The sequence below is a fragment of the Anaerosalibacter sp. Marseille-P3206 genome, assembly GCF_900155565.1.
Taxonomy (GTDB): Bacteria; Bacillota; Clostridia; order Tissierellales; family Sporanaerobacteraceae; genus FUHM01.
Genome location: NZ_FUHM01000002.1, coordinates 2257039 through 2277690 on the forward strand (window position 1 = coordinate 2257039; position 20652 = coordinate 2277690).

General features: G+C 31.6%; 18 protein-coding genes and 2 riboswitches. Of the genes, 11 read left to right on the forward strand and 7 right to left on the reverse strand.

Annotated features, from left to right (window positions below):
- The first annotated feature begins 199 nt into the window (after positions 1-199).
- From BQ9840_RS13145 to BQ9840_RS12155, 3 genes are all read left to right on the forward strand, one after another.
- Entirely contained in the window at positions 200-1069 is an 870-nt protein-coding gene (locus BQ9840_RS13145) for a sulfide/dihydroorotate dehydrogenase-like FAD/NAD-binding protein (RefSeq protein WP_077370019.1), read from the forward strand.
- The gene (gene gltA, locus BQ9840_RS13150) at positions 1069-2451 is read left to right on the forward strand and encodes an NADPH-dependent glutamate synthase (protein WP_077370020.1); all 1383 of its coding nucleotides are present in this window, start codon (positions 1069-1071) and stop codon (positions 2449-2451) included. The genes BQ9840_RS13145 and gltA overlap by 1 nt, the downstream gene beginning before the upstream one ends.
- Positions 2452-2604: 153 nt before the next feature.
- Positions 2605-3972, forward strand: coding sequence for an MATE family efflux transporter (locus tag BQ9840_RS12155; RefSeq protein ID WP_077370021.1), 1368 nt, complete (start codon positions 2605-2607; stop codon positions 3970-3972).
- Between the two features lie 48 nt (positions 3973-4020).
- Here the strand turns inward: BQ9840_RS12155 and sdaAA are convergent, their stop codons facing one another.
- From sdaAA to BQ9840_RS12175, 4 genes are all read right to left on the reverse strand, one after another.
- Positions 4021-4887 (reverse strand): L-serine ammonia-lyase, iron-sulfur-dependent, subunit alpha, encoded by an 867-nt coding sequence (gene sdaAA / locus BQ9840_RS12160; protein ID WP_077370022.1) that lies wholly within the window; start codon positions 4885-4887, stop codon positions 4021-4023.
- Positions 4888-4891: 4 nt separating this feature from the next.
- Complete coding sequence (gene sdaAB, locus BQ9840_RS12165; RefSeq protein ID WP_077370023.1) at positions 4892-5563, reverse strand: L-serine ammonia-lyase, iron-sulfur-dependent subunit beta; 672 nt, start codon at positions 5561-5563, stop codon at positions 4892-4894.
- A gap of 76 nt (positions 5564-5639) precedes the next feature.
- A complete protein-coding gene (uppS, locus tag BQ9840_RS12170; RefSeq protein ID WP_077370024.1) occupies positions 5640-6284 on the reverse strand; it encodes a polyprenyl diphosphate synthase in 645 nt (214 codons plus the stop codon).
- Between the two features lie 140 nt (positions 6285-6424).
- A complete protein-coding gene (locus BQ9840_RS12175; protein ID WP_077370025.1) occupies positions 6425-6823 on the reverse strand; it encodes a PspC domain-containing protein in 399 nt (132 codons plus the stop codon).
- A 159-nt stretch (positions 6824-6982) separates the two neighbouring features.
- Here BQ9840_RS12175 and BQ9840_RS12180 point away from each other — a divergent pair, with 159 nt between their 5' ends.
- From BQ9840_RS12180 to BQ9840_RS12215, 8 genes are all read left to right on the forward strand, one after another.
- Complete coding sequence (locus BQ9840_RS12180; protein WP_077370026.1) at positions 6983-7414, forward strand: FHA domain-containing protein; 432 nt, start codon at positions 6983-6985, stop codon at positions 7412-7414.
- 12 nt (positions 7415-7426) lie between these two features.
- A complete protein-coding gene (locus BQ9840_RS12185; RefSeq protein WP_077370027.1) occupies positions 7427-8668 on the forward strand; it encodes an FtsW/RodA/SpoVE family cell cycle protein in 1242 nt (413 codons plus the stop codon).
- Positions 8661-10064, forward strand: a complete 1404-nt coding sequence (locus BQ9840_RS12190; protein WP_077370028.1) for a peptidoglycan D,D-transpeptidase FtsI family protein — start codon at positions 8661-8663, stop codon at positions 10062-10064. The genes BQ9840_RS12185 and BQ9840_RS12190 overlap by 8 nt, the downstream gene beginning before the upstream one ends.
- A gap of 37 nt (positions 10065-10101) precedes the next feature.
- Positions 10102-11907: an oligoendopeptidase F gene (gene pepF, locus BQ9840_RS12195; RefSeq protein WP_077370029.1), complete on the forward strand. Its 1806-nt coding sequence runs from the start codon at positions 10102-10104 to the stop codon at positions 11905-11907.
- A 109-nt stretch (positions 11908-12016) separates the two neighbouring features.
- A riboswitch (cobalamin riboswitch) is annotated at positions 12017-12208 on the forward strand.
- Between the two features lie 120 nt (positions 12209-12328).
- Positions 12329-12507, forward strand: a riboswitch (cobalamin riboswitch).
- A gap of 120 nt (positions 12508-12627) precedes the next feature.
- The gene (sucC, locus tag BQ9840_RS12200) at positions 12628-13788 is read left to right on the forward strand and encodes an ADP-forming succinate--CoA ligase subunit beta (protein WP_077370030.1); all 1161 of its coding nucleotides are present in this window, start codon (positions 12628-12630) and stop codon (positions 13786-13788) included.
- 13 nt (positions 13789-13801) lie between these two features.
- Entirely contained in the window at positions 13802-14698 is an 897-nt protein-coding gene (sucD, locus tag BQ9840_RS12205) for a succinate--CoA ligase subunit alpha (RefSeq protein WP_077370031.1), read from the forward strand.
- A gap of 400 nt (positions 14699-15098) precedes the next feature.
- Positions 15099-16460 carry a proline reductase-associated electron transfer protein PrdC gene (gene prdC / locus BQ9840_RS12210; RefSeq protein ID WP_369800212.1) on the forward strand — a complete coding sequence of 454 codons (1362 nt, stop codon included), beginning with the start codon at positions 15099-15101 and terminating at the stop codon, positions 16458-16460.
- Between the two features lie 19 nt (positions 16461-16479).
- Positions 16480-17130 (forward strand): proline reductase, encoded by a 651-nt coding sequence (locus tag BQ9840_RS12215; RefSeq protein ID WP_077370032.1) that lies wholly within the window; start codon positions 16480-16482, stop codon positions 17128-17130.
- 68 nt (positions 17131-17198) lie between these two features.
- Here the strand turns inward: BQ9840_RS12215 and BQ9840_RS12220 are convergent, their stop codons facing one another.
- The 3 genes from BQ9840_RS12220 to BQ9840_RS12230 all read right to left on the reverse strand — a co-directional run bounded on the left by BQ9840_RS12220 (position 17199) and on the right by BQ9840_RS12230 (position 20622).
- A complete protein-coding gene (locus BQ9840_RS12220; RefSeq protein WP_077370033.1) occupies positions 17199-18539 on the reverse strand; it encodes an aminopeptidase C in 1341 nt (446 codons plus the stop codon).
- A 35-nt stretch (positions 18540-18574) separates the two neighbouring features.
- Positions 18575-19720: a beta-aspartyl-peptidase gene (iadA, locus tag BQ9840_RS12225; protein WP_077370034.1), complete on the reverse strand. Its 1146-nt coding sequence runs from the start codon at positions 19718-19720 to the stop codon at positions 18575-18577.
- A gap of 89 nt (positions 19721-19809) precedes the next feature.
- Positions 19810-20622: an NAD(+)/NADH kinase gene (locus BQ9840_RS12230; RefSeq protein WP_077370035.1), complete on the reverse strand. Its 813-nt coding sequence runs from the start codon at positions 20620-20622 to the stop codon at positions 19810-19812.
- Positions 20623-20652 lie beyond the last annotated feature (30 nt).

Consider the following 20652-nt stretch of genomic DNA (forward strand, 5'->3'; position numbering starts at 1 on the left):
CATATATATATATTAATAGCAATCAGTTACCTTTGTTGGGAAAAACAGAAACGTATTAATTATTGTACAAGCAAATATATTGTGATAAAATCGACCATGTAATAGTATTTATTGTGGTTGATTAAATATAGTAATTTATTAATAAATATGGCTGTTTATAAGTTTTTTAACTTTTACTAACAAAAAGGGAGGGTTACAATTGTATAAGATTGTAGATAAGAAAAATCTAGCACCAAATATTTTTTCTATGGATATTTTGGCTCCTAGGGTAGCAAAAGCGGCGCAACCAGGTCAGTTTGTAATAGTAATAGCTGACGAAAAAGGAGAAAGGGTTCCACTAACTATCTGTGATTATGATGAAGAAAAGGGAACTGTAAATATTGTTGTTCAGTCTATGGGGTGTTCTACAAAGAAAATGGCAGAATACAATGTAGGGGATTATTTCCAAGATTTTGTTGGTCCATTGGGACAACCTTCTGAATATGTAAATGAGGATTTAGAAGAATTAAAAAAGAAAAAGATATTATTTGTAGCAGGGGGAGTTGGAACTGCTCCAGTATATCCTCAAGCTAGATGGTTCCGTGAAAGAGGTATTGATGTTGATGTTATAATTGGTGCTAAAACAAAAGAATTAATAATTCTTGAAGATAAAATGAAAAAGGTAGCAGGTAATCTTTATGTTGCAACAGATGATGGTAGCTATGGCTTTAAAGGTATGGTTACAGCATTAATCGAAGATCTTGTAAAGAATCAAGGTAAAGAATATGACCTTGTTGTTTGTATAGGACCAATGATTATGATGAAATTTGTATGTAAGCTTACTGAAGAACTTGGTATTAAAACTATAGTAAGTCTTAATCCAATAATGGTTGACGGAACAGGTATGTGTGGAGCTTGCAGAGTAACAGTTGGAAATGAAACAAAGTTTGCTTGTGTTGATGGACCTGAATTTGATGGCCATATAGTTGATTTTGATGAAGCACTAAGAAGACAAACTCAATATAAACCTGAAGAAGCAGACAAAACTGAAAAATATATTTGCAAATGTCAACAAGGAGGTGCTAAATAATGGATAGATTTAAAAGAGTACCGATTGCAGAACAATTACCTGAAGTTAGAAACAAAAACTTTGAAGAAGTATGTTTAGGTTATACTGAAGAAGAAGCTGTGGCAGAAGCTAAAAGATGTCTTAATTGTAAAAACCCTCAATGTGTTACAAAATGTCCTGTATCAGTAAATATACCTGAATTTATTCATGAAATTGCTGAAGGAAACTTTGCTGAAGCAGCTAAAATATTAGCTAAGTATACAGCACTACCTGCAGTTTGTGGTAGAGTCTGTCCACAAGAAACACAATGTGAATCTAAATGTGTTCTTGGAAATAAAGGAGATGCTGTATCAATAGGAAAACTTGAAAGATTTGCTGCAGATTGGGGTAGAGAACATGGTGTTGAAGTAGCAAAAGCTAAAGAAAGCAATGGACACAAAGTTGCAGTTATAGGTTCAGGACCTGCTGGAATTACATGTGCTGGAGATTTAGCTAAGGAAGGCTATGATGTAACTATTTATGAAGCACTTCACAAACCAGGTGGAGTTTTAGTATATGGAATACCTGAATTCAGACTTCCAAAAGATACAGTTGTAAAACATGAAATAGAAAATTTAGAGAAACTTGGAGTTAAGATAGAAACAAACGTAATAGTAGGAAGAACTATTACTATAGATGAATTGTTTGAAAAGGGAGGATATGAAGCTATATTTATTGGTTCTGGAGCTGGTCTTCCTAAGTTTATGGGAATCCCTGGAGAAAACTATAATGGAGTATTTTCTGCAAACGAATTCCTAACTAGAAACAATCTAATGAAAGCTTTTAATCAAGATTATGATACACCAATAAAAGTTGGTAAAAAAGTTGCTGTAGTAGGTGGCGGTAATGTTGCAATGGATGCTGCAAGAACTGCAAAGAGACTTGGTGCTGAAGTATGGATAGTGTATAGAAGATCAGAAGAAGAACTACCAGCAAGAGTAGAAGAAGTACATCATGCTAAAGAAGAGGGTATAAACTTTGAACTTCTTACAAATCCAATGGAAATAATTGGTGACGAAAAAGGTTGGGTTAAAGGCATTAAATGTATAAGAATGGAACTTGGTGAACCTGATCAATCAGGAAGAAGAAGACCAGAACCTATTGAAGGTTCAGAGTTTGAATTTGAAGTGGACACTGTAATAATGGCTCTTGGAACATCACCAAATCCACTTATACCTTCAACTACAAAAGGACTTGATGTTAGTAAGAGAAAATGTATAGTAGCTGATGAATATGGAAAGACATCTAGAGAAGGTATCTTTGCTGGAGGAGATGCAGTAACTGGTGCTGCTACTGTTATCTTAGCTATGGGTGCAGGGAAAGAAGCTGCAGCTGCTATTGATAAATATATTAAAAATAAATAAAACCATAATGTGAACTTGCAGACTGAAAATCATTGAAAAACACAATGATTTTCAGTCTTTTTAAACGCAATCATACCATAGGATTCTTTAAATAAATTCCGAATTATGTTATAATATTTAGAGTATCGAAATTATCATAAGAGGTGTTGGTTAATGGAAGAGTGTTATGAGAAAAAACACATTAGAAGTGAAGTATTAAATATTGCATTACCTGTATTAGTTGAGTTGTTTTTAGGCTCTCTATTTGGTATGGTTGATATGATGATGCTTGGAAGGATAGAGAATAGTAAGATTGCTGCTGCTTCTATTGCATCAGTTGGAATTACAAATCAACCTCTTTTTATAGGCTTGTCACTTGTTCAAGCATTAAATGTTGGTGGTACTGCTATGGTGGCAAGATATATAGGTTCTAGAAAAAATGATAGGATAGAAAGTGTTGTTAAACATGTGGTATTATTAAATTTAATTTTATTGGTTTTGCCAATATTTATTATTGGAATCTTTTTTACTGAAGATATAATGAGTTTATTGGGAGCGCAACAAGATGCAATTATGGTAGGAAAAAACTACTTTAAGGTAATTATGGTAGGGTTTATTTTTCAAGCATTTAATTTGTCTATAGCAGCAGTTTTGAGAGGTGCAGGAAACACCAAAACTCCTATGAAAATAAATTTAAGAGTAAATTTAATAAATGTTGTTGGCAATGCAGTACTTATATATGGTCTACTAGGATTTCCTAAATTAGGAGTTGTTGGTGCAGGAATATCTACATGTATTTCTCATATAGTTGCTAGCATTTTTCTAGCTAGGCATGTATTAAAAAAAGATGATTTGATAAAAGTTAGTTTAAAAACTCCCCTTAAATATGATAAAAATATTATTTATAATCTTATAAAAATTGGAGTACCAGCATCTTTAGAACAAGTTGCTTTTAGAATAGGAATACTTCTTTATGTTAGAATGGTTGCATCTTTGGGAACTGTAGTTTATGCTACTCACCAAATATGTTTAAATATACTTAGTTTAACATTTACACCTGGGCAAGCTTTTGGTATAGCTGCTTCTTCTTTAGTGGGGAAAAGCTTAGGTGCTGATGATTTAGAAGGCGCAGAAGAATATATTAAGGAATCTAGAAAGATTGGGTCCATTATTTCTAGTACAGTAGCAGTAATCTTTTTCTTTTTTGGTGGAAAAATTGTAGGTTTATATACAAAGAATCCAGAGATAATAAATGAAGCTTCAACTGTTCTCAAGATAATAGCTTTTGTTCAACCTTTTCAATCTTCTCAATTGATTATAGCTGGAGGATTAAGAGGAGCAGGTGATACAGTTTGGACATTGGTAGCTACTTTTCTTGGAGTAATGGTATTAAGAGTTATATTGGCATATTTATTTGTGAGAGTTTTAGGAATGGGATTAGTAGGGGCTTGGATAGCTACATTTGTGGATCAGTTTGTTAGATGGATAGTTATATATTTAAGATTTAGAACAAACAAGTGGAAATATATTACCATTAGGTAATTTAAACAAGGCAGTTATCCTAGGATAACTGCCTTAATGTTTTTTGATTTATAGTATTTTATTTTTCCAATGTTCGCCTGTTGGAGTAGCAGCAAGTCCTCCTAGTGCAGTTTCTTTAAGTGTATCTGGAAGGGATTTACCTACTTTGTACATAGCTTCTACGACTTCATCAAAAGGAACTAAACATTCTATTCCTGCTAGTGCTAAGTCTGCTGAAATAAGAGCATTTACTACTCCAGATGCATTTCTAAGTGCACATGGAAATTCTACCAATCCAGCTATAGGGTCGCAAACAAGTCCCATAATGTTTATAAGAGCAAAGCTAGAAGCATTAAGACAAGCTTTAGGAGTACCTCCTAGCATTTCTACAATTGCAGCTGCAGCCATTGCTGCGGCTACACCACATTCAGCTTGACAGCCACCATATGCACCGGAGACTGTTGCATTTTTTGCAACTATTTCACCAATTCCTGATGCAGTTAAAAGACCATTTACCAAATCATCATCACTTAGGTCAAATTTTTCCTTTGCTGTTAGTATAGCACCTGGAAGGATTCCGGCAGCACCTGCTGTAGGAGCTGCTACGATTTTACCCATGGATGCATTTATTTCGGAAGTTGATAGAGCCTTTGCCATTGCGGTATTAATAGTTTCACCACAAATTGTTTTGTTGTTTTTTTTGTATTCTTCAATCTTCATAGCTTCCCCACCTATTAGTCCACTAACAGATTTAACTTTATTAGTAAGGGCATAGCTAGATGATTCGATCATTACCTTCAAGTTTTCACTCATCATATTTCGTATTTCTTCTTCAGGTAGAGACGCAACACTACTTTCTTTTTCTAATACAATTTCAAATATTTTTTTGTTTTTTTCATTGCATAATTCAATTAAATCTTTACCATGATTATACACTTGATCACCTCTTATCTATTGGATTTATAGCCTTTATATAAAATATATCTTTAAACTTTGTTATTTCTTTTATTACACTATCATCAATATAAGAATCAGCTTCTAGAACCATTGTGGCAATCTTGTTATCACGAGTAACTTTCATTGTTGCAATGTTTATTTCATTGTATGATAATATTGTACTTATTTTACTTATAGTGCCCTTTTTATCATTATACTTTAATATTAGTGTAGGTAAAACACCTGCAAAATCTACTTTTGTTCCATCAATATCTGTTACTAAAATATTTCCTCCACCAATAGAAGAACCTGTTACATAAAATTCGCTTTCATCTGTTTTGTGGAATATTATTTTAACGGTATTTGGATGTTCATAGCCTAAATCTGTTTCTATAAACTCAATTTCTATACCTTTTTCTTTTGCAATTTTGAGTGAATCTCTTATTCTTTCATCAGAAGGTTCCATTCCTAGCACTCCAGCAACTAGTGCTCTATCTGTACCATGTCCTCTATAAGTTTTTGCAAATGAGCCATGGAGTAGAAAGGATACTTTGTAAAAATTATTTCCTTCGATTTGTGCTGCAATTTTACCTAGTCTAGCAGCTCCAGCTGTATGTGAACTAGAAGGTCCGATCATTATAGGACCTAAAATATCAAAAACTCCATATTCTTTCATATTATCTCTCCCTATATCTTAGTCGTATTAATTTTAGCATTTATTATAAAAATAGGCAACAAAAAAGAGGGTATATTTACCCTCCTAGTGTAATGTCTTGTTCATTATACCACTCTAGAGCATTATAAAAATGTTTTGGTTTAAAATCTGGCCAATAGTCATCTACAATATAAAAATCAGAATAAACAGATTGTAATGGTAAAAATCCACTTAGTCTTCTTCGACCACCCCATCTTATAATTAAATCCACTCTTGAAATATCTCTTGAATATATAAGGTCTAAGGCATTATTTTTATTATTTTCTTCTATTAAATAATTTTTTAAGTCCCATTGCCAACCATAATTTACTAAAAAGTTTACCTTAATTCCACCATTTCCAAAGGTTTGTCTTCTTATAGTATAAGGTATAAGTTCCTTAGGAAACATAGCTGAAGTAGTATTTCCTACAACTAAAAGGGAAGCATTTTCTTTTGAAAGCATTTTTACTGCATCTACACATGCTTTAGTAAAGGCAAGTCTTTGAACTTTTGGCCTTTTCGTATTGTCAACTGTAAAGCCATAGTAGGTAATTTCCTTTATGCCTATATCTTCACATAGTTTAAAAAGTTTAAGTCCAGGTTCTAGACCACTTTTATAACCATTTTCCTTTGTAAGACCATTATCTAGTGCCCAACGTCTATTACCATCAGGAATTACCCCTATATGTTTAGGAATCCTCAAATAAAATCACCCCATATTTTTATAGAAATAATATTGTTATAAATATTATTTCCAATATATCAAAATAAATACAATTACAAGGATAGATTTATTTATGGATAAAATTAATAAAAGCCTTGATTTATAAATCAAGGCTTTTATTAATTATTTTTTTTCTGATTATATATAATGTAAATTCCGGCAACTATCAATAATATAGGCCAATATTTAGTAAAGTTAAAATATTTTAAAGTAAACCAAGGCCATATCTTTCTTATTAACATAATGGCTCCAATAACTATCAATAATCCGCCTACAAATAGAGCACTGTTCTTGTAATTACTAGAATCTTTTGAATCATAATATATGACTCCATCTCCTTCAGGAATGATTATACCACAAATGAAATAGGCTATTATGCCAGCTCCACCAGTAGATATAGAAAACAATAGCCAAAAAAGTCTAACTATGGAGGGGTCTATATTGAAATATTCACCTAAACCACCACACACACCAAAAATAACCTTATTAGTAGAAGAACGATAAATTTTCTTTGCCATTAAAACACCTCCTCAAATATAAGTCATAAGTTAATTTTAACAGATTTGTAACCAAAATTAAACACATTTAATTTATACTCAAAAGCAAATACTTTATTCACTTTATATAATCAATGTGGTAACATTGAATTTAGATAGAATTATTTTGGAGGTCAAAATATGTATAATATATTGTCATTAGTATTTAAATACTTGTTTATCCTCATAATATATTTATTTATGTTTAGTATTATAAGACTTATTTATTTAGATATTAAGGGGATGGGATTGTCTAGCTATGTTAAGGATACCTATTTAAAACTTATAAACCAAAAGGATACTCTTCCATTTAAGATTAAAGAAGTATATTCATTAGAAGAAGATATAACTATAGGTAGAAGTAAAAACAATACTATAACTATTAAAGATCCTTATATATCTAAAAATCATTTAAGTATAGTAAAAGATGAGGGAGATTATTATTTAGAGGACCTAGGCAGTGCCAATGGAACTTATATAAATGGGGATAGGGTAATGGATGTAGTAAGGCTAAAGAACGGTGATACTATAAGATTAGGGCAATTAGATTTTATTTTTGTTAAGAGAAATTAGGGAGTTGAAAATATGTTTAAAAAACTTATTAGTTATAGAGTTCCTAGAAATCTATTGGTATTGATTTATCTCATGGGGCTAATGCTTTTATTTTCTCAAAATATTGAAGAGCCTGACATGTTTACATTGGTTACTGGACTTGCTCTTGTACTTATTATATATGTTTCTAATTTTATATTAGTAAGGGTTTCTCCAGGAGATCATTATATATTTTTGATTGTAACTATGCTTATAAGCTTAGGAATAATAATGATCTATAGAATAAATCCAAGCTTAGGTGCCAAACAAGTTGTATGGGTGAGTATAGGAATTGTAGCCTTTTTTCTTTCCTATCTAATAGTAAAAAATATTAATGGATGGGATAAATGGATAAGGCTTTATGGCATAGTATCTCTAATATTATTTATTATCACTTTGATATTTGGCAAGACAATTGGAGGTGCAAGAAACTGGATAAAAATTAGTAGATTCAGCTTCCAACCAGCAGAGCTTATAAAATTATTGTTTATATTCTTTATAGCTTCTTATTATAACAATGTAGATAAATATAATTTGGACAAAAAAGGTGGTTATAAAATATTAATTGCTGTTTATATTTTTATTGGATTTTTATTTTTGCAAAAGGATTTGGGAACAGCATTAGTATTCTATTTAATATTTTTAGTTATACAATATGTTTATGAAGAGAACAGAAGATTGATACTTTATAATATTGTATTAGCGGCAGTAGGAGGAATCTCTAGTTATTTTATTTTTGACCATGTAAAGATAAGGGTGGAAACTTGGTTAAATCCTTGGCAATTAATAGATAATAAGGGGTATCAAATTACCCAATCCTTATTTGCTATAGCCAATGGAGGTTTTTTTGGTACAGGAGTTGGTTTAGGTCATCCTGATTTTATACCTGAAGTTCATACTGATTTTATTTTTTCAGCCATATGTGAAGAAATGGGCATATTTACAGGTATTGCAGTTATGATGTTGTTTTTGATTTTAGTTTATAGAGGATTTAAAATTGCCTTTAGTCAAGAAAACAAATTTTTTAAAATTGTAGCTTTTGGTATTAGTTCTCTATTTGGATTTCAAGCTTTTATAATATTTGGTGGAGTAATCAAGATGATACCATTAACAGGTATTACACTTCCTTTTATCAGCTATGGGGGAAGTTCAATGATTGCTAGTTTTATTGGATTGGGAATTCTTCAAGTGGCTTCAGAAGAATTGGATATAGATGAGGTGGAGCAAGATGGATAAAGAACTAAAGAGAATGATAAGAGTTTTTACAGCTATGTGTATTCTTTTTGTAGTTTTGATAGTGTATCTAAGTTGTTTTCAAGTATTTACAGCACCTAAAATAAAGAACAATAGTTACAACAAAAGACTTTGGATAGATGAAGAAAATATATTACGTGGAATGATACTTGATAGAAATGGTAAAATTTTAGCCTATAGTGAAAAAACAGAAGATTCATCTATTAGACATTACAACTATGGTAGTCTTTATGGTTATATTATAGGATATAGTTATAGGGAATATGGAAAGGCTGGTTTAGAGGCAACTTATAACAATGAACTATTAAATCTTAAGGAAAGTGCAACTTTAAATGAAATAAAGAAGATTATAGAGCCAAATGGAGAAGGTAATAGCTTAAAACTTACACTAGATCATGGTTTACAGGAGATGGCAAATGGACTGTTGAAAGGTAAAAAAGGGGCCATTGTATTGATGAATCCTCAAACAGGAGAAGTTTATGCAATGGCTAGTCAACCAACTTTTAATTCTAGTACACTTAAGGAAGACTGGAAAAGGTTGGTCGAAAATCCTGATAGTCCTTTTATAAATAGGGCAACTAGTGGACTTTATGCACCTGGTTCTACCTTTAAAGTTGTTACTTCAGTTGCCAGTCTAGAAACACCAAATGTAGAAACAAATTATGATTGTAGTGGTTCAATCAAGATAGATGGGTATAAATTAAAGGACTATGGTGGAAAGGCTCATGGAAAATTGGATTTAGAAGAAGCATTGGTTAAATCGTGTAACTCATATTTTGCACAAATGGGTATTCAAGTTGGGAAAAATAAGCTTGGTGAAGTTTCTGAGAAGTTTATGTTAAACAATCAAATACCATTTGATTTACCTGTAAAAAAATCTTCATTTCCATATAAGGAAGGTATGGGCAAAACTGATTTAGCAGCATCTAGCATTGGTCAAGGGAAAGTACTTGTTACACCATTGAATATGGCCCTTGTTGCCTCAGCTATAAGCAATGGTGGAGATATGGTAAAGCCAATATTAGTTAAGGAGATTATATCTCCTGATGGAAAGGTAATAAAAACTAATTATACTGAGACGATTTCTACAGTTACAAATAGTTTAGTGGCAAATGAGCTAAAGGATATGATGGTAGAGGTAGTAAAAAGGGGAACAGGTACAAATGCTAGGATAAAAAACATAAAAGTAGCTGGAAAAACAGGAACTGCTGAAAATGCATCTGGCAAGACTCATGCTTGGTTTATAGGATTTGCACCAGCAGATAATCCTAAGTATGCCATAAGTGTTATTTTAGAAGAAGATGGGACTACAGGTGGTAAGAGTGCAGCGCCTATAGCTAGAAAACTTATGATTGAAGCTTTAAATAGGATAAAATAATTTTAATTAAATTTTATTTATATAGGGAGGAATTATTATGGATATTGAAAAAACAGGTTTATTAGAAAGAGAAGAGATCCCTGTAAAGTATAAATGGGATTTAGAGTCAATGTATGCAAATAATGAATTATGGGAAAAGGATTTTGAAAAGGTAAAAACTTTAGCAAATGAAATTGAAGTTTACAGTGGAAAAACAGTAGAAAGTAGTAAGAATTTATTAGATGTTTTGGTGTTAAAAGATGAATTATATAGACTATCTTACAATGTATTGGTGTATGCAAGAATGAGATCTGATGAAGATAGTAGAAACAGTACTTATCAAGCCCTTACAGACAGGGCTATGGGTTTGGCAGCTTTGGTACAAGAGAAAACTTCTTTTATAGTACCAGAAATACTTTCTCTAGATGAAAGTGAAATGGAAAAGTATATAAATGAGCAAAAGGATTTAGAAGTATATAGACATTTCTTAGATACAATCTTAAGAAAAAAAGAACATGTATTATCTCAAAGAGAAGAAGCCCTATTAGCTCAAATGTCAGAAGTAAGTGAATCACCACAAAATACTTTTTCAATGTTAAATAACGCAGATATTAAATTCCCAAGTATTGTAGATGAAAATGGAAATGAAGTAGAAATAACTCATGGAAACTTTATACCATTTATGGAAAGCAAAGATAGAAGGGTGAGAAAAGATGCTTATGAAAATCTATATCATACCTATGGAAACTTTAAAAATACTTTTGCTTCTACATTAAATGGTTGTGTTAAGAAAAATATTTTTTATGCTAAGGCAAGAAATTATAACTCAAGTATAGAAGCATCTTTAGATGAAAACAATATACCTGTATCTGTATATGATAATTTACTTAATTCAATAAATAACAATTTAGATGCAATGCATAAATATATCAGTATTCGTAAAAGAGCATTAGGAGTAGATGAACTTCACATGTATGATATATATACTCCTATAGTTAAAGATACTGATATAAAAGTTCCTTATGAAAAGGCACAAGAGGTAATCATAGAAGGACTACATCCTCTAGGAGAGAATTATTTAGAAGTATTAAAAGAAGGATTCAACAATAGATGGATTGATGTGTATGAAAACAGAGGTAAAAGAAGTGGAGCTTATTCTTTTGGGACATATGATTCTAAACCTTTTGTACTATTAAACTATCATGAAACTCTTGACAATGTATTTACAATTGCTCATGAAATGGGACATTCTATTCATAGCTATTTTACAAGAAAGAATCAACCATATATTTATGGAGGATATAGTATATTTTTAGCCGAGATAGCTTCTACTACTAATGAAGCTCTTTTGATGGATCATATGCTTAAAAATGCAAAAGATAATAGTGAAAAATTGTATTTACTAAATCATTATTTAGACCAATTTAAAGGTACTATTTATAGGCAAGCTATGTTTGCAGAATTTGAAAGAGATATCCATGAATATGTTGAAAATGGAGGCGCACTAACAGCAGATTACTTATGTGATAGTTATAAAAAATTAAATGAAAAATACTATGGTCCTGATATGGTAATTGACGATGAAATAGCAATGGAATGGGCTAGAATACCTCATTTTTATTACAATTACTATGTGTTCCAATATGCAACTGGTTTTTCATCTGCAATTTCGCTATCAGAGAAAATACTAAAAGAAGGTAGTGAAGCTGTAGATAGATATATAGAGTTTTTAAGTAGCGGAGATTCAGATTATGCAATAAATGTACTTAAGAGAGCAGGAGTAGATATGACTACTAGCGAACCAATAGATAAGGCGTTGAAATTATTTGGTAAGTTAGTTGATGAAATGGATAAATTAATTTAGTATAAAAGGAGACCATTAGGTCTCCTTTTTCAAAATAATTATAATATTGACAAAGTGATTTATTTAGCATAAACTAGAGTTGGTTAGTGAAATAGTTATATGAAAATTAAATACCGTTATGTTTATAAGTTTATTTATATAATTAATAGGGAAGTTGGGTGAAAAGCCCACGCAGCCCCCGCTACGGTAAGTATTTCTTCATTATGATTGAAGAGTGTTTATCAATATGCCACTGGATTTTTCTGGGAAGGCGATAAACATATACTAAGCCCGGAGACCTGCTTATAAACAGTTTGCATTTTTCGGTGGGAAAAATAGTAACAATATGTTGTAGGACTTTGTGTTTATATATAAAGTTTATATATTTGTGTATTTTTCTGCCGTTAAAAATTTAACGGTTTTTTATATTTTTTGATACAAAATTAAATAAGAGGCTATTGGTGTAATAAAAATACTTAAAAGGGAAGTTTGGTGAAATTCCGACACGGTCCCGCCACTGTAATAGATAGAAGCTTATCAAAACCACTGTGCATGAGCATGGGAAGGTGAAAGATTCGTTATTCTTAAGTCAGGAGACCTGCCAATAGTAGCAATGCTGTTTATTACTCACGAGGATGAGGAGGTGTTATTAAATTAGTAGAGTTATCTACTTGTTAATTATGCCTTTCTGCCTTTAGAAAGGTTTTTTTGTGTGAAAATTAAAAGGAATGGAGGATTAATATGAATATTCATGAATACCAAGCAAAGGAAATATTAAATGAATATGGGATACAGGTTCCAAGGGGGCAAGTAATATTTACTCCTGAAGAAGCTTTTAAGGCGGCATGGAGAATAGAAAGCGATGTAGCAGTTGTAAAAGCACAGATTCATGCAGGTGGTAGAGGAAAAGCTGGAGGAGTAAAAATAGCAAAGAGTATTGATGATGTAATGCTTCATGCAAATGAACTATTAGGGAAAAAACTAGTTACTCACCAAACAGGACCTGAAGGCAAAGAGGTAACACGACTATTGATCGAAGAAGGCTGCGATATAAAAAAAGAATATTATATAGGACTTACTTTGGATAGAGGCACATCTAGGATTGTTTTAATTGCATCTGAAGAGGGAGGAACCGAGATTGAAAATGTAGCTAAAGAGATGCCAGATAAGATATACAAAGAAATAATAGATCCTGTTATTGGATTGACTCCTTTTCAAGCACGTCGCATTGGTTTTAATATTAATATTTCTAAAGAGCTTATGCAGCAATTTGTAGAGTTGTTACTAAATTTGTATCGTTGTTTTGTAGATAAAGATTGTACTATTGCAGAAATTAATCCTCTAGTAGTTACTGAAGATGGAAGAGTAATGGCATTAGATGCGAAAATGAATTTTGATTCCAATGGGTTGTATCGTAATAAAGATATATTAGATTATAGAGATTTAGAAGAGGAAGATGAAAAAGAAATTGAAGCTTCAAAATATGATCTTTCTTATGTATCACTAGATGGCAATATTGGTTGTCTGGTAAATGGCGCAGGTTTAGCAATGTCAACAATGGATATTATAAAATATTATGGTGGAGAACCAGCAAATTTCCTAGATGTTGGTGGTGGTGCCACAGAGGAAAATGTTAAAGCGGCGTTTAAGATTATTCTTTCAGATAAACGCGTAAATGGAATATTTGTTAATATCTTTGGAGGAATTATCAAATGTGATGTAATTGCAAATGGGATTGTTGAAGCTTGCAAGGATATAAAGGTCAAAGTGCCTATTGTAGTTAGATTGGAAGGTACTAATGTTGATGAAGGAATAGAAATACTTAACAATTCAGGATTAAATATTGTTACTGCAAATTCAATGGGTGAAGGTGCTAAGAAAATTGTTGAATTAGTAAAGTGAGGAGGGAATTTTTATGAGTATATGGGTTAATAAGGATACATTGGTAATTGTACAGGGGATAACTGGTTCAACTGCTAGTTTTCATACAAAGGAAATGTTGGATTATGGAACAAAAATAGTAGGTGGTGTTACTCCAGGTAAGGGTGGAACAAAAGTACAAGGAGTTCCAGTGTTTAATACGGTTAAAGAAGCTGTAGAAGAAACTAATGCAAGCGTTTCTGTTATTTATGTTCCTGCTCCTTGGGCTCCAGATGCAATAATTGAAGCAGTTGATGCTAAGTTGGATATGGTTGTTTGTATTACTGAACATATACCAGTGCAGGATATGGTAAAAGTTAAGAGATATATGGAAGGAAAGAAAACTCGTTTAATAGGGCCTAATTGTCCGGGAATAGTTATACCAGAGGAATGTAAAATTGGAATAATGCCTGGATATATTCACAAAAGAGGTCATGTAGGGATAGTATCACGTTCTGGAACCTTGACTTATGAAGCTGTTTATCAATTAAGCCAAAAGGGAATTGGACAGTCTGCAGCTGTTGGTATTGGTGGAGATCCCATAAATGGAACGAATTTTATAGATGTTTTAAAGGCATTCAATGAAGATGAAGATACCAATGCAGTTATTATGATTGGTGAAATAGGAGGTACTGCAGAGGAAGAAGCAGCGCTATGGATCAAAGAAAACATGTCAAAACCTGTAGTAGGATTTATAGCTGGTGCCACAGCACCAAAAGGTAAGCGTATGGGCCATGCTGGAGCAATTATTTCAGGAGGCAAGGGAACAGCAGATGAAAAAATAAGAATGATGAAGAAATGTGGAATAGAAGTAGCTGATACATGTGCCACAATAGGAGACACTCTTGTTGAAGTTTTGAAAGAAAAAGAATTGTTAGATTATTGTCTATAAAAATGTATTGACATATATATATAAAACAAATATTATATCAATAATTAAATAAAAAACATTTCGTCTTTTATATGGATGAAATGTTTTTTTATCAGTTATTTAGTCCTATCATGAGAAAGGATAGTTTAAAAATAGACACGGAGACTAAAAAACGACACACATAGATTGTTAATTTAATGGCATTGTAAGTATACATTATTCAATTGATATGTGAAAAATAAATCAATTAATAATGGTCAATTAAAAAATTAATGTCTATTTTCAGACTCTTGTTTTTTTAATTGACTAATTTTACCTTTTATAAAATCTAGTTTAAAAAGGATGTAAATCAGTATTATTAGCGGTTTTGACTATATTATTTGCAAATTAATTATTTATAGATTATTATATATATTGTGGTATGATATTTGCAACATACTTAATAGATGTTACATTAATTTTATGGGAGGTGAAGGCCTTGAAAAGAATGTCATTTATGTTAAAACAACATATAGGAGCACCATGTAATCCAATAGTTAAGGCTGGAGACGAAGTGAAGAGAGGACAATGTATTGCAGAGCCTTCAGGACTAGGTGCTAAAATATTTTCAAGTATTTCTGGTAAAGTAGAAACTGTTAATGATACTGAGATAGTAGTACTTGCAGATGATGTTCAAAACAAGGATTATGTTAAAATAAAGGAATGTGATTCAATACTTGATACTATTTATGAAGCTGGGATAGTTGGAGCTGGTGGAGCTGGTTTTCCAACTCATATTAAGTTGAAAGCTGATATACCAGATGGTTATATAATAGCAAACTGTGTTGAATGTGAGCCAGCATTGCATCACAATATTAAATTACTAGAAGAAGACCCTGGTGTTGTAATAAGGGGTATAGAATATGCAATGAAGGTTACTAATGCTCCAAAAGCGTATATAGGAATAAAAGCTAAACATAAAAAAGCTATTGAAGCTATTAACAAATATTTAGATGGCAATAAGGATATTGAAATCAAAGAATTAAAAGATATCTATCCAATGGGAGAAGAGAGAGCACTTATTCATGCTATACTTGGTATTTGGCTTGAACCAACACAATTACCACTAGAAGCTAAATGTGTAGTTATAAATGCTGAAACTCTTTCAAATATAACAAGAGCTGTTGAAGATAGAAAACCTGTTATAGACAAAGACATGACTATTATTGGAAAAATAAAAGGTGGAAATGAGCCTCATATTTTATTCCAAGTACCTATTGGAACTCCTATTAAGGAATTAATTGAAGAATGTGGAGGAATAGATGGGGAATATGGAGAAGTAATCATTGGAGGACCATATACAGGCAAGGCACAAGATTTAGATAGTTCTTATGTTACTAAGACTTCAGGAGGGGCAATAGTTACTATACCTTTCCCTAAATATGAAGGCCCAATAGGTCTATTAGTTTGTGCCTGTGGTGCAAATGAAGAAAGACTAAGAGATGTTGCAGCTAAGATGGGTGCAGAAGTTGTTGGAGTTACAAAGTGTAAAAATGTTATAGATGTAAAAGGTGCAAATAAATGTAAGACTCCAGGAGATTGTCCGGGACAAGCTGAAGGAATTATCAAGCTAAAGAGAAGTGGAGCTAAGAGAGTTCTTATTTCAAACTGTAGTGACTGTTCAAATACAGTAATGTGTTGTGCACCTAAGATGGGACTACCTGTATACCATCATACAGACCATGTATTTAGAACATTAGACTATCCATTGACAAGAAGATTACCTATGGAAGAAAACAAGTAGTTGAAGGGAGGTTTTATATATGTCTATGAGTGCAGAATATGCAGAATCAGTAAAAAATGAAGTAGCTGCTGTTTGTTGTAGAACTGAAGAAGGTACAGTAATTACACCAGAAAATTTAGAAGATCCAGCAATATTTCCAGATCTAGTAGATTCAGGACTTATGAATATTCCAGATAATTGTTTAAAGGTTGGAGAAGTTATTGGAGCAAAGATTACAAAGACTATTGACTCCTTAACACCAATTACTCCTGATATTGTAGAAGGAGCAAAAGCTATCGAAGGAGCTACAGATGTTGAAGTTACAGATTCAGATGAAAAAGCTGTTTTAAAATTCAATAAAAAAGCAGGAGATATTATAAACCCTGAGGATTTAGAAAATCCAATGCATTTTGAAAAACTTGTAGATTCTCTTCTTATAGATTTAAATGATAGTGTACTTACAAGAGGGGAAGTTGTAGGAAAGAAATTAGCTAAAGATGTATTAGCTTTAACGCCTGTAACAGGAGATATGATCGAAGGATTTGTTGAAAAAGAAGTACCAGCACAAGAAGTAAAATCAACTCAAGCTTCTACTATAAAAGGCGGAGTAGTAAAGATTAAGATTGGTGAAGGTAAAAATATAAACATAGAAATACCTGTTGGTATGAAAGGAAAAATTTCAATAAAATAATACACAAGAGTGTTATCATATAGGTTAAAAAAAGGCTTCCTGAATCTTTCGATGGAAGCCTTTTTTATCTAAAATACTGGACCCAATGTGTTCCAAGGACTTAACATTATTGGTTCTTGTTCATAAGCTTTTATTATTTCTTCAGGTACATATTTTTTATTTATAGCTACTCTTAAGACATATTCATCAAACCATTCATCACTCATTATATAAAAACCATTATTTCCGGCAGATTCTCCCCAACTGTTTTGAACCTTCCATCTATTAGGTTTACCATCTACAAGGTTTACCCCGGTAAAAGTCATTACATGGGCTGAACCACTAGCTTTGTACATGAGTCTTTCTTTTTTATTCATAGTAAATTTAGTATTTAAAACAGTTTCATAATTAAACAAATTCATATCCATAATTCCAAATTCCCTATGAGACATCTTTCCTACATCACAACCAAAAGAAACCTGTTCTCCCCCTTTAATTTGAGATATAGCCAATTCCTTTAAAGTATTTATATCAACATTTAAATATTTAATTGGTTCATCGTCAACTACATTTCCATGATATTTTAGAGAATAGGTTTTTCCAAAAGGTTTATCATCTGTTGGATAGTTTACTAATATTATATAGTCTTTTGGTTTTACTTTTGAATATTTATTATAAAAATCTAAAGGTGTAATATCTCTATCTCTATGGAAAACTCCATTAAGGTCTCTATACTCAAAATCAAAAGTTTTTGGTGGTTCTCCAAGAAAATGACATAATATATTATATATATCTATTAGCATATTTTCTTTTTTATCTCGAATGGAATCAATTGTATTGTTTTGTCTATACATTTCTCTCAATACTTTAGCATATTGTCTCATCTTTTCATTTAATATTTGATTAAGTGTTTTTGAATCTTCTGAAGCTTTAGAATCTGGCATTGCATATTTAGGAACTACTCCATACTTTTCAATTATTTTTGTAAACAGTCCCCATCTTCCTCCTTCATGTATAGGAGAATTAAGTAGTCCAATTACTTCATGATCTTCTAGCTCTTTGTCAATAGTACTGATTATATTTTCTAGAAATAAATTAGATTTTTCTAGCTTGTCCCAGAAGAATATATAATTTTGAGAGAGTTCAAAATTTTTTTCATCCATCTGTAAACTATTAGAAATACTATATCTTACACAGTTTAAAGCTCCAAACATCCAACATCTTCCGGTTTTCATTTGATTTGTAACTTTTCCAACATCTATTTCTTCTGAAAAATGGTAATGCATATTTGCAACAGCTTCATGATTTAATGCAACATCAACAAGACCATTTCTTATTACAGCATCAGAATATACCTTGTTATTTATATCTGAGTTGTAATATTTTGAACATCTTTCAATAAGTTCATTTGTCACTGATTTTTTGTCCATAAATCTAACCTCCTGTATTTAAAAAAAATTTAGCCTTATTGTTCATATGTTCCTTTTTCTATCAGTACACCCTCATGCATCATCAATTTACCCTTAGCAATTACGGTTTTTATTTCTAGATTTTTATCTATAACTAGTAAATCAGCATCTGAATTTTCTATTATTGTTCCCTTTTGAGGATAAAGATTAAGTGCTTTTGATGCATTTGTTGTAAAAAACTTTAACGCCTTTTCAAAGTCAAATTCTAGGTCTAGTACCATTGTTTTAAATTCTTCATATAAGCTACTTACTTGAGACGCTCCTATTTCTATGATATTGCCTTGAGAATCATATTTAGACCAGCTTCCATAGCCATCAGAACTAATAGTAATGTTTTCTAGAGGTACCTCCAAGGATTCTGCTCTTTGAATCACCTTTCCAGGAGACAATTCTTCATATGTTCCACAAGTCAAGTCAATTATACCTCCATCTTTTGCATATTCAAAGGCTTCCATTAAAAGATCTTCTTTACGATTTACATGAGTGGGTCTTATTGTCCTAAATGGAATATCTGTTTCTGCTAAAACTTGTTTTATTGGCTGCAATCCTTTTTTCCCATTTCCCATATGGGCAACTAATATACCTGCTTTTCCAGCAAGCATTCCAGCTACTCTTACATCTGAGGCTAATCTTGCTAGTTCATCTTGAGTTAGACTAGAAGATCTGTGGTCTGATAAAGCTATTTTAGCTCCAATTATTTCGTCTATAAATACAATATCACTCTTAACTGAATTAGTTAAAGTTGGCGATGGAATTTCGTAAGCTCCAGTAAGTGCATATACTGATATTCCTTCTTCTTTAAGAGATTTGGCTTTTGCTATAAGATTTTCTATACTTCTAGTTGTAGAGTCAGTTCCCAAAAGGCCTACTACAGTTGTAATTCCTGCTTCTACTAATTTAGATAATGTGATTTCAGGTACTCTCGTTTTAAAACTACCTTCTCCTCCTCCTCCAATAATATGTACATGATTATCTATGAATCCAGGAATAAGCATTTTGCCAGTGCCATCAATTATTTGTATTTTGTTAAAAAAGGGGTGGATATCATCTTCAATTAAGGATATTTTACTATTGCTAATCAAAACATCCTTTGTTTTTAGGTATTCTGGACTATAGATTTCAATGTTTTTAATCAATATCATATAAATCCCTCATTTCCTTATTTGATTATTCTATGTACATTATACATTCTATATTATGATAGGTCTAGGACCGCCTCTTTTGTTTATGTTTATAGGAATTTACTCTTTAGATTGTTCCAATACATATCTTTATCAAACACTAAACGGAAAATAGTTGTTTTTGACATATTAAAGGAAACCTCAACTATATCATCATATTTATTTTGTACTCCGTCATTTATTATCAATATAGAATTTTCATAGAGATATTCTGGTTTGATTTTTATTGTCATATCTCCAGGGATTATAGCACTATTTAATAATGAACGATATGCTTTTGAGCTTATAGGAGATAATGGTGTTAATTGCAATGTTTTAAGTGTAGGATATACAATACATCCTGCACTAGAATAGTTATAAGCTGTGCTTCCAACTGGAGTTGAAACAATAAGGCCATCTCCACTAAACTTTTCTAGATGGTTATCATCTATAAATACTTCTAAATGGACTACTTTGGATTCTATACCTTTTATAACTATTTCATTAATACCCAATAGATTTATACAATCTGTTTTTGTACAAACATTAGCTTCTACAAGGAAAATTTCTTCTATAAAATAAGCATCATTTATATAGTTATCTATAAAACTATCAATTTTTTCTGGGAGTATTTCTTGGAAAAAACCTAAATGGCCTGTATTTATGCCAACATAGGGAATTGAAGAAAAATAATTATTATGCACAGCCCTTAAAAAAGCACCATCTCCGCCAATACATATATTTAGTTCTGCATTGGCATCATATTCTTTAGGGATAGTAAACCCCTTACTTTCAAGTTTCTGAGTTAAAACTTCACAAGTTTTTATAGAATCAAAATTATTATTTGGAATAATATTTATTATTCCACTTTTATTAAATGTCAAGAAAAAAACCTCCTAAGGGACCTTTTATTT

Coding starts and splice junctions, on each gene's coding strand:
- BQ9840_RS12220 (WP_077370033.1), bottom strand. CDS start 18,539: ATGGACAAAAAATCAGTGACAAATGAACTTATTGAAAGATGTTCAAAA.
- gltA (WP_077370020.1), top strand. CDS start 1,069: ATGGATAGATTTAAAAGAGTACCGATTGCAGAACAATTACCTGAAGTT.
- sucD (WP_077370031.1), top strand. CDS start 13,802: ATGAGTATATGGGTTAATAAGGATACATTGGTAATTGTACAGGGGATA.
- BQ9840_RS12190 (WP_077370028.1), top strand. CDS start 8,661: ATGGATAAAGAACTAAAGAGAATGATAAGAGTTTTTACAGCTATGTGT.
- prdC (WP_369800212.1), top strand. CDS start 15,099: ATGATATTTGCAACATACTTAATAGATGTTACATTAATTTTATGGGAG.
- BQ9840_RS12155 (WP_077370021.1), top strand. CDS start 2,605: ATGGAAGAGTGTTATGAGAAAAAACACATTAGAAGTGAAGTATTAAAT.
- BQ9840_RS12185 (WP_077370027.1), top strand. CDS start 7,427: ATGTTTAAAAAACTTATTAGTTATAGAGTTCCTAGAAATCTATTGGTA.
- sdaAB (WP_077370023.1), bottom strand. CDS start 5,563: ATGAAAGAATATGGAGTTTTTGATATTTTAGGTCCTATAATGATCGGA.
- pepF (WP_077370029.1), top strand. CDS start 10,102: ATGGATATTGAAAAAACAGGTTTATTAGAAAGAGAAGAGATCCCTGTA.
- sucC (WP_077370030.1), top strand. CDS start 12,628: ATGAATATTCATGAATACCAAGCAAAGGAAATATTAAATGAATATGGG.
- BQ9840_RS12180 (WP_077370026.1), top strand. CDS start 6,983: ATGTATAATATATTGTCATTAGTATTTAAATACTTGTTTATCCTCATA.
- BQ9840_RS12175 (WP_077370025.1), bottom strand. CDS start 6,823: ATGGCAAAGAAAATTTATCGTTCTTCTACTAATAAGGTTATTTTTGGT.
- iadA (WP_077370034.1), bottom strand. CDS start 19,720: ATGATATTGATTAAAAACATTGAAATCTATAGTCCAGAATACCTAAAA.
- BQ9840_RS12215 (WP_077370032.1), top strand. CDS start 16,480: ATGTCTATGAGTGCAGAATATGCAGAATCAGTAAAAAATGAAGTAGCT.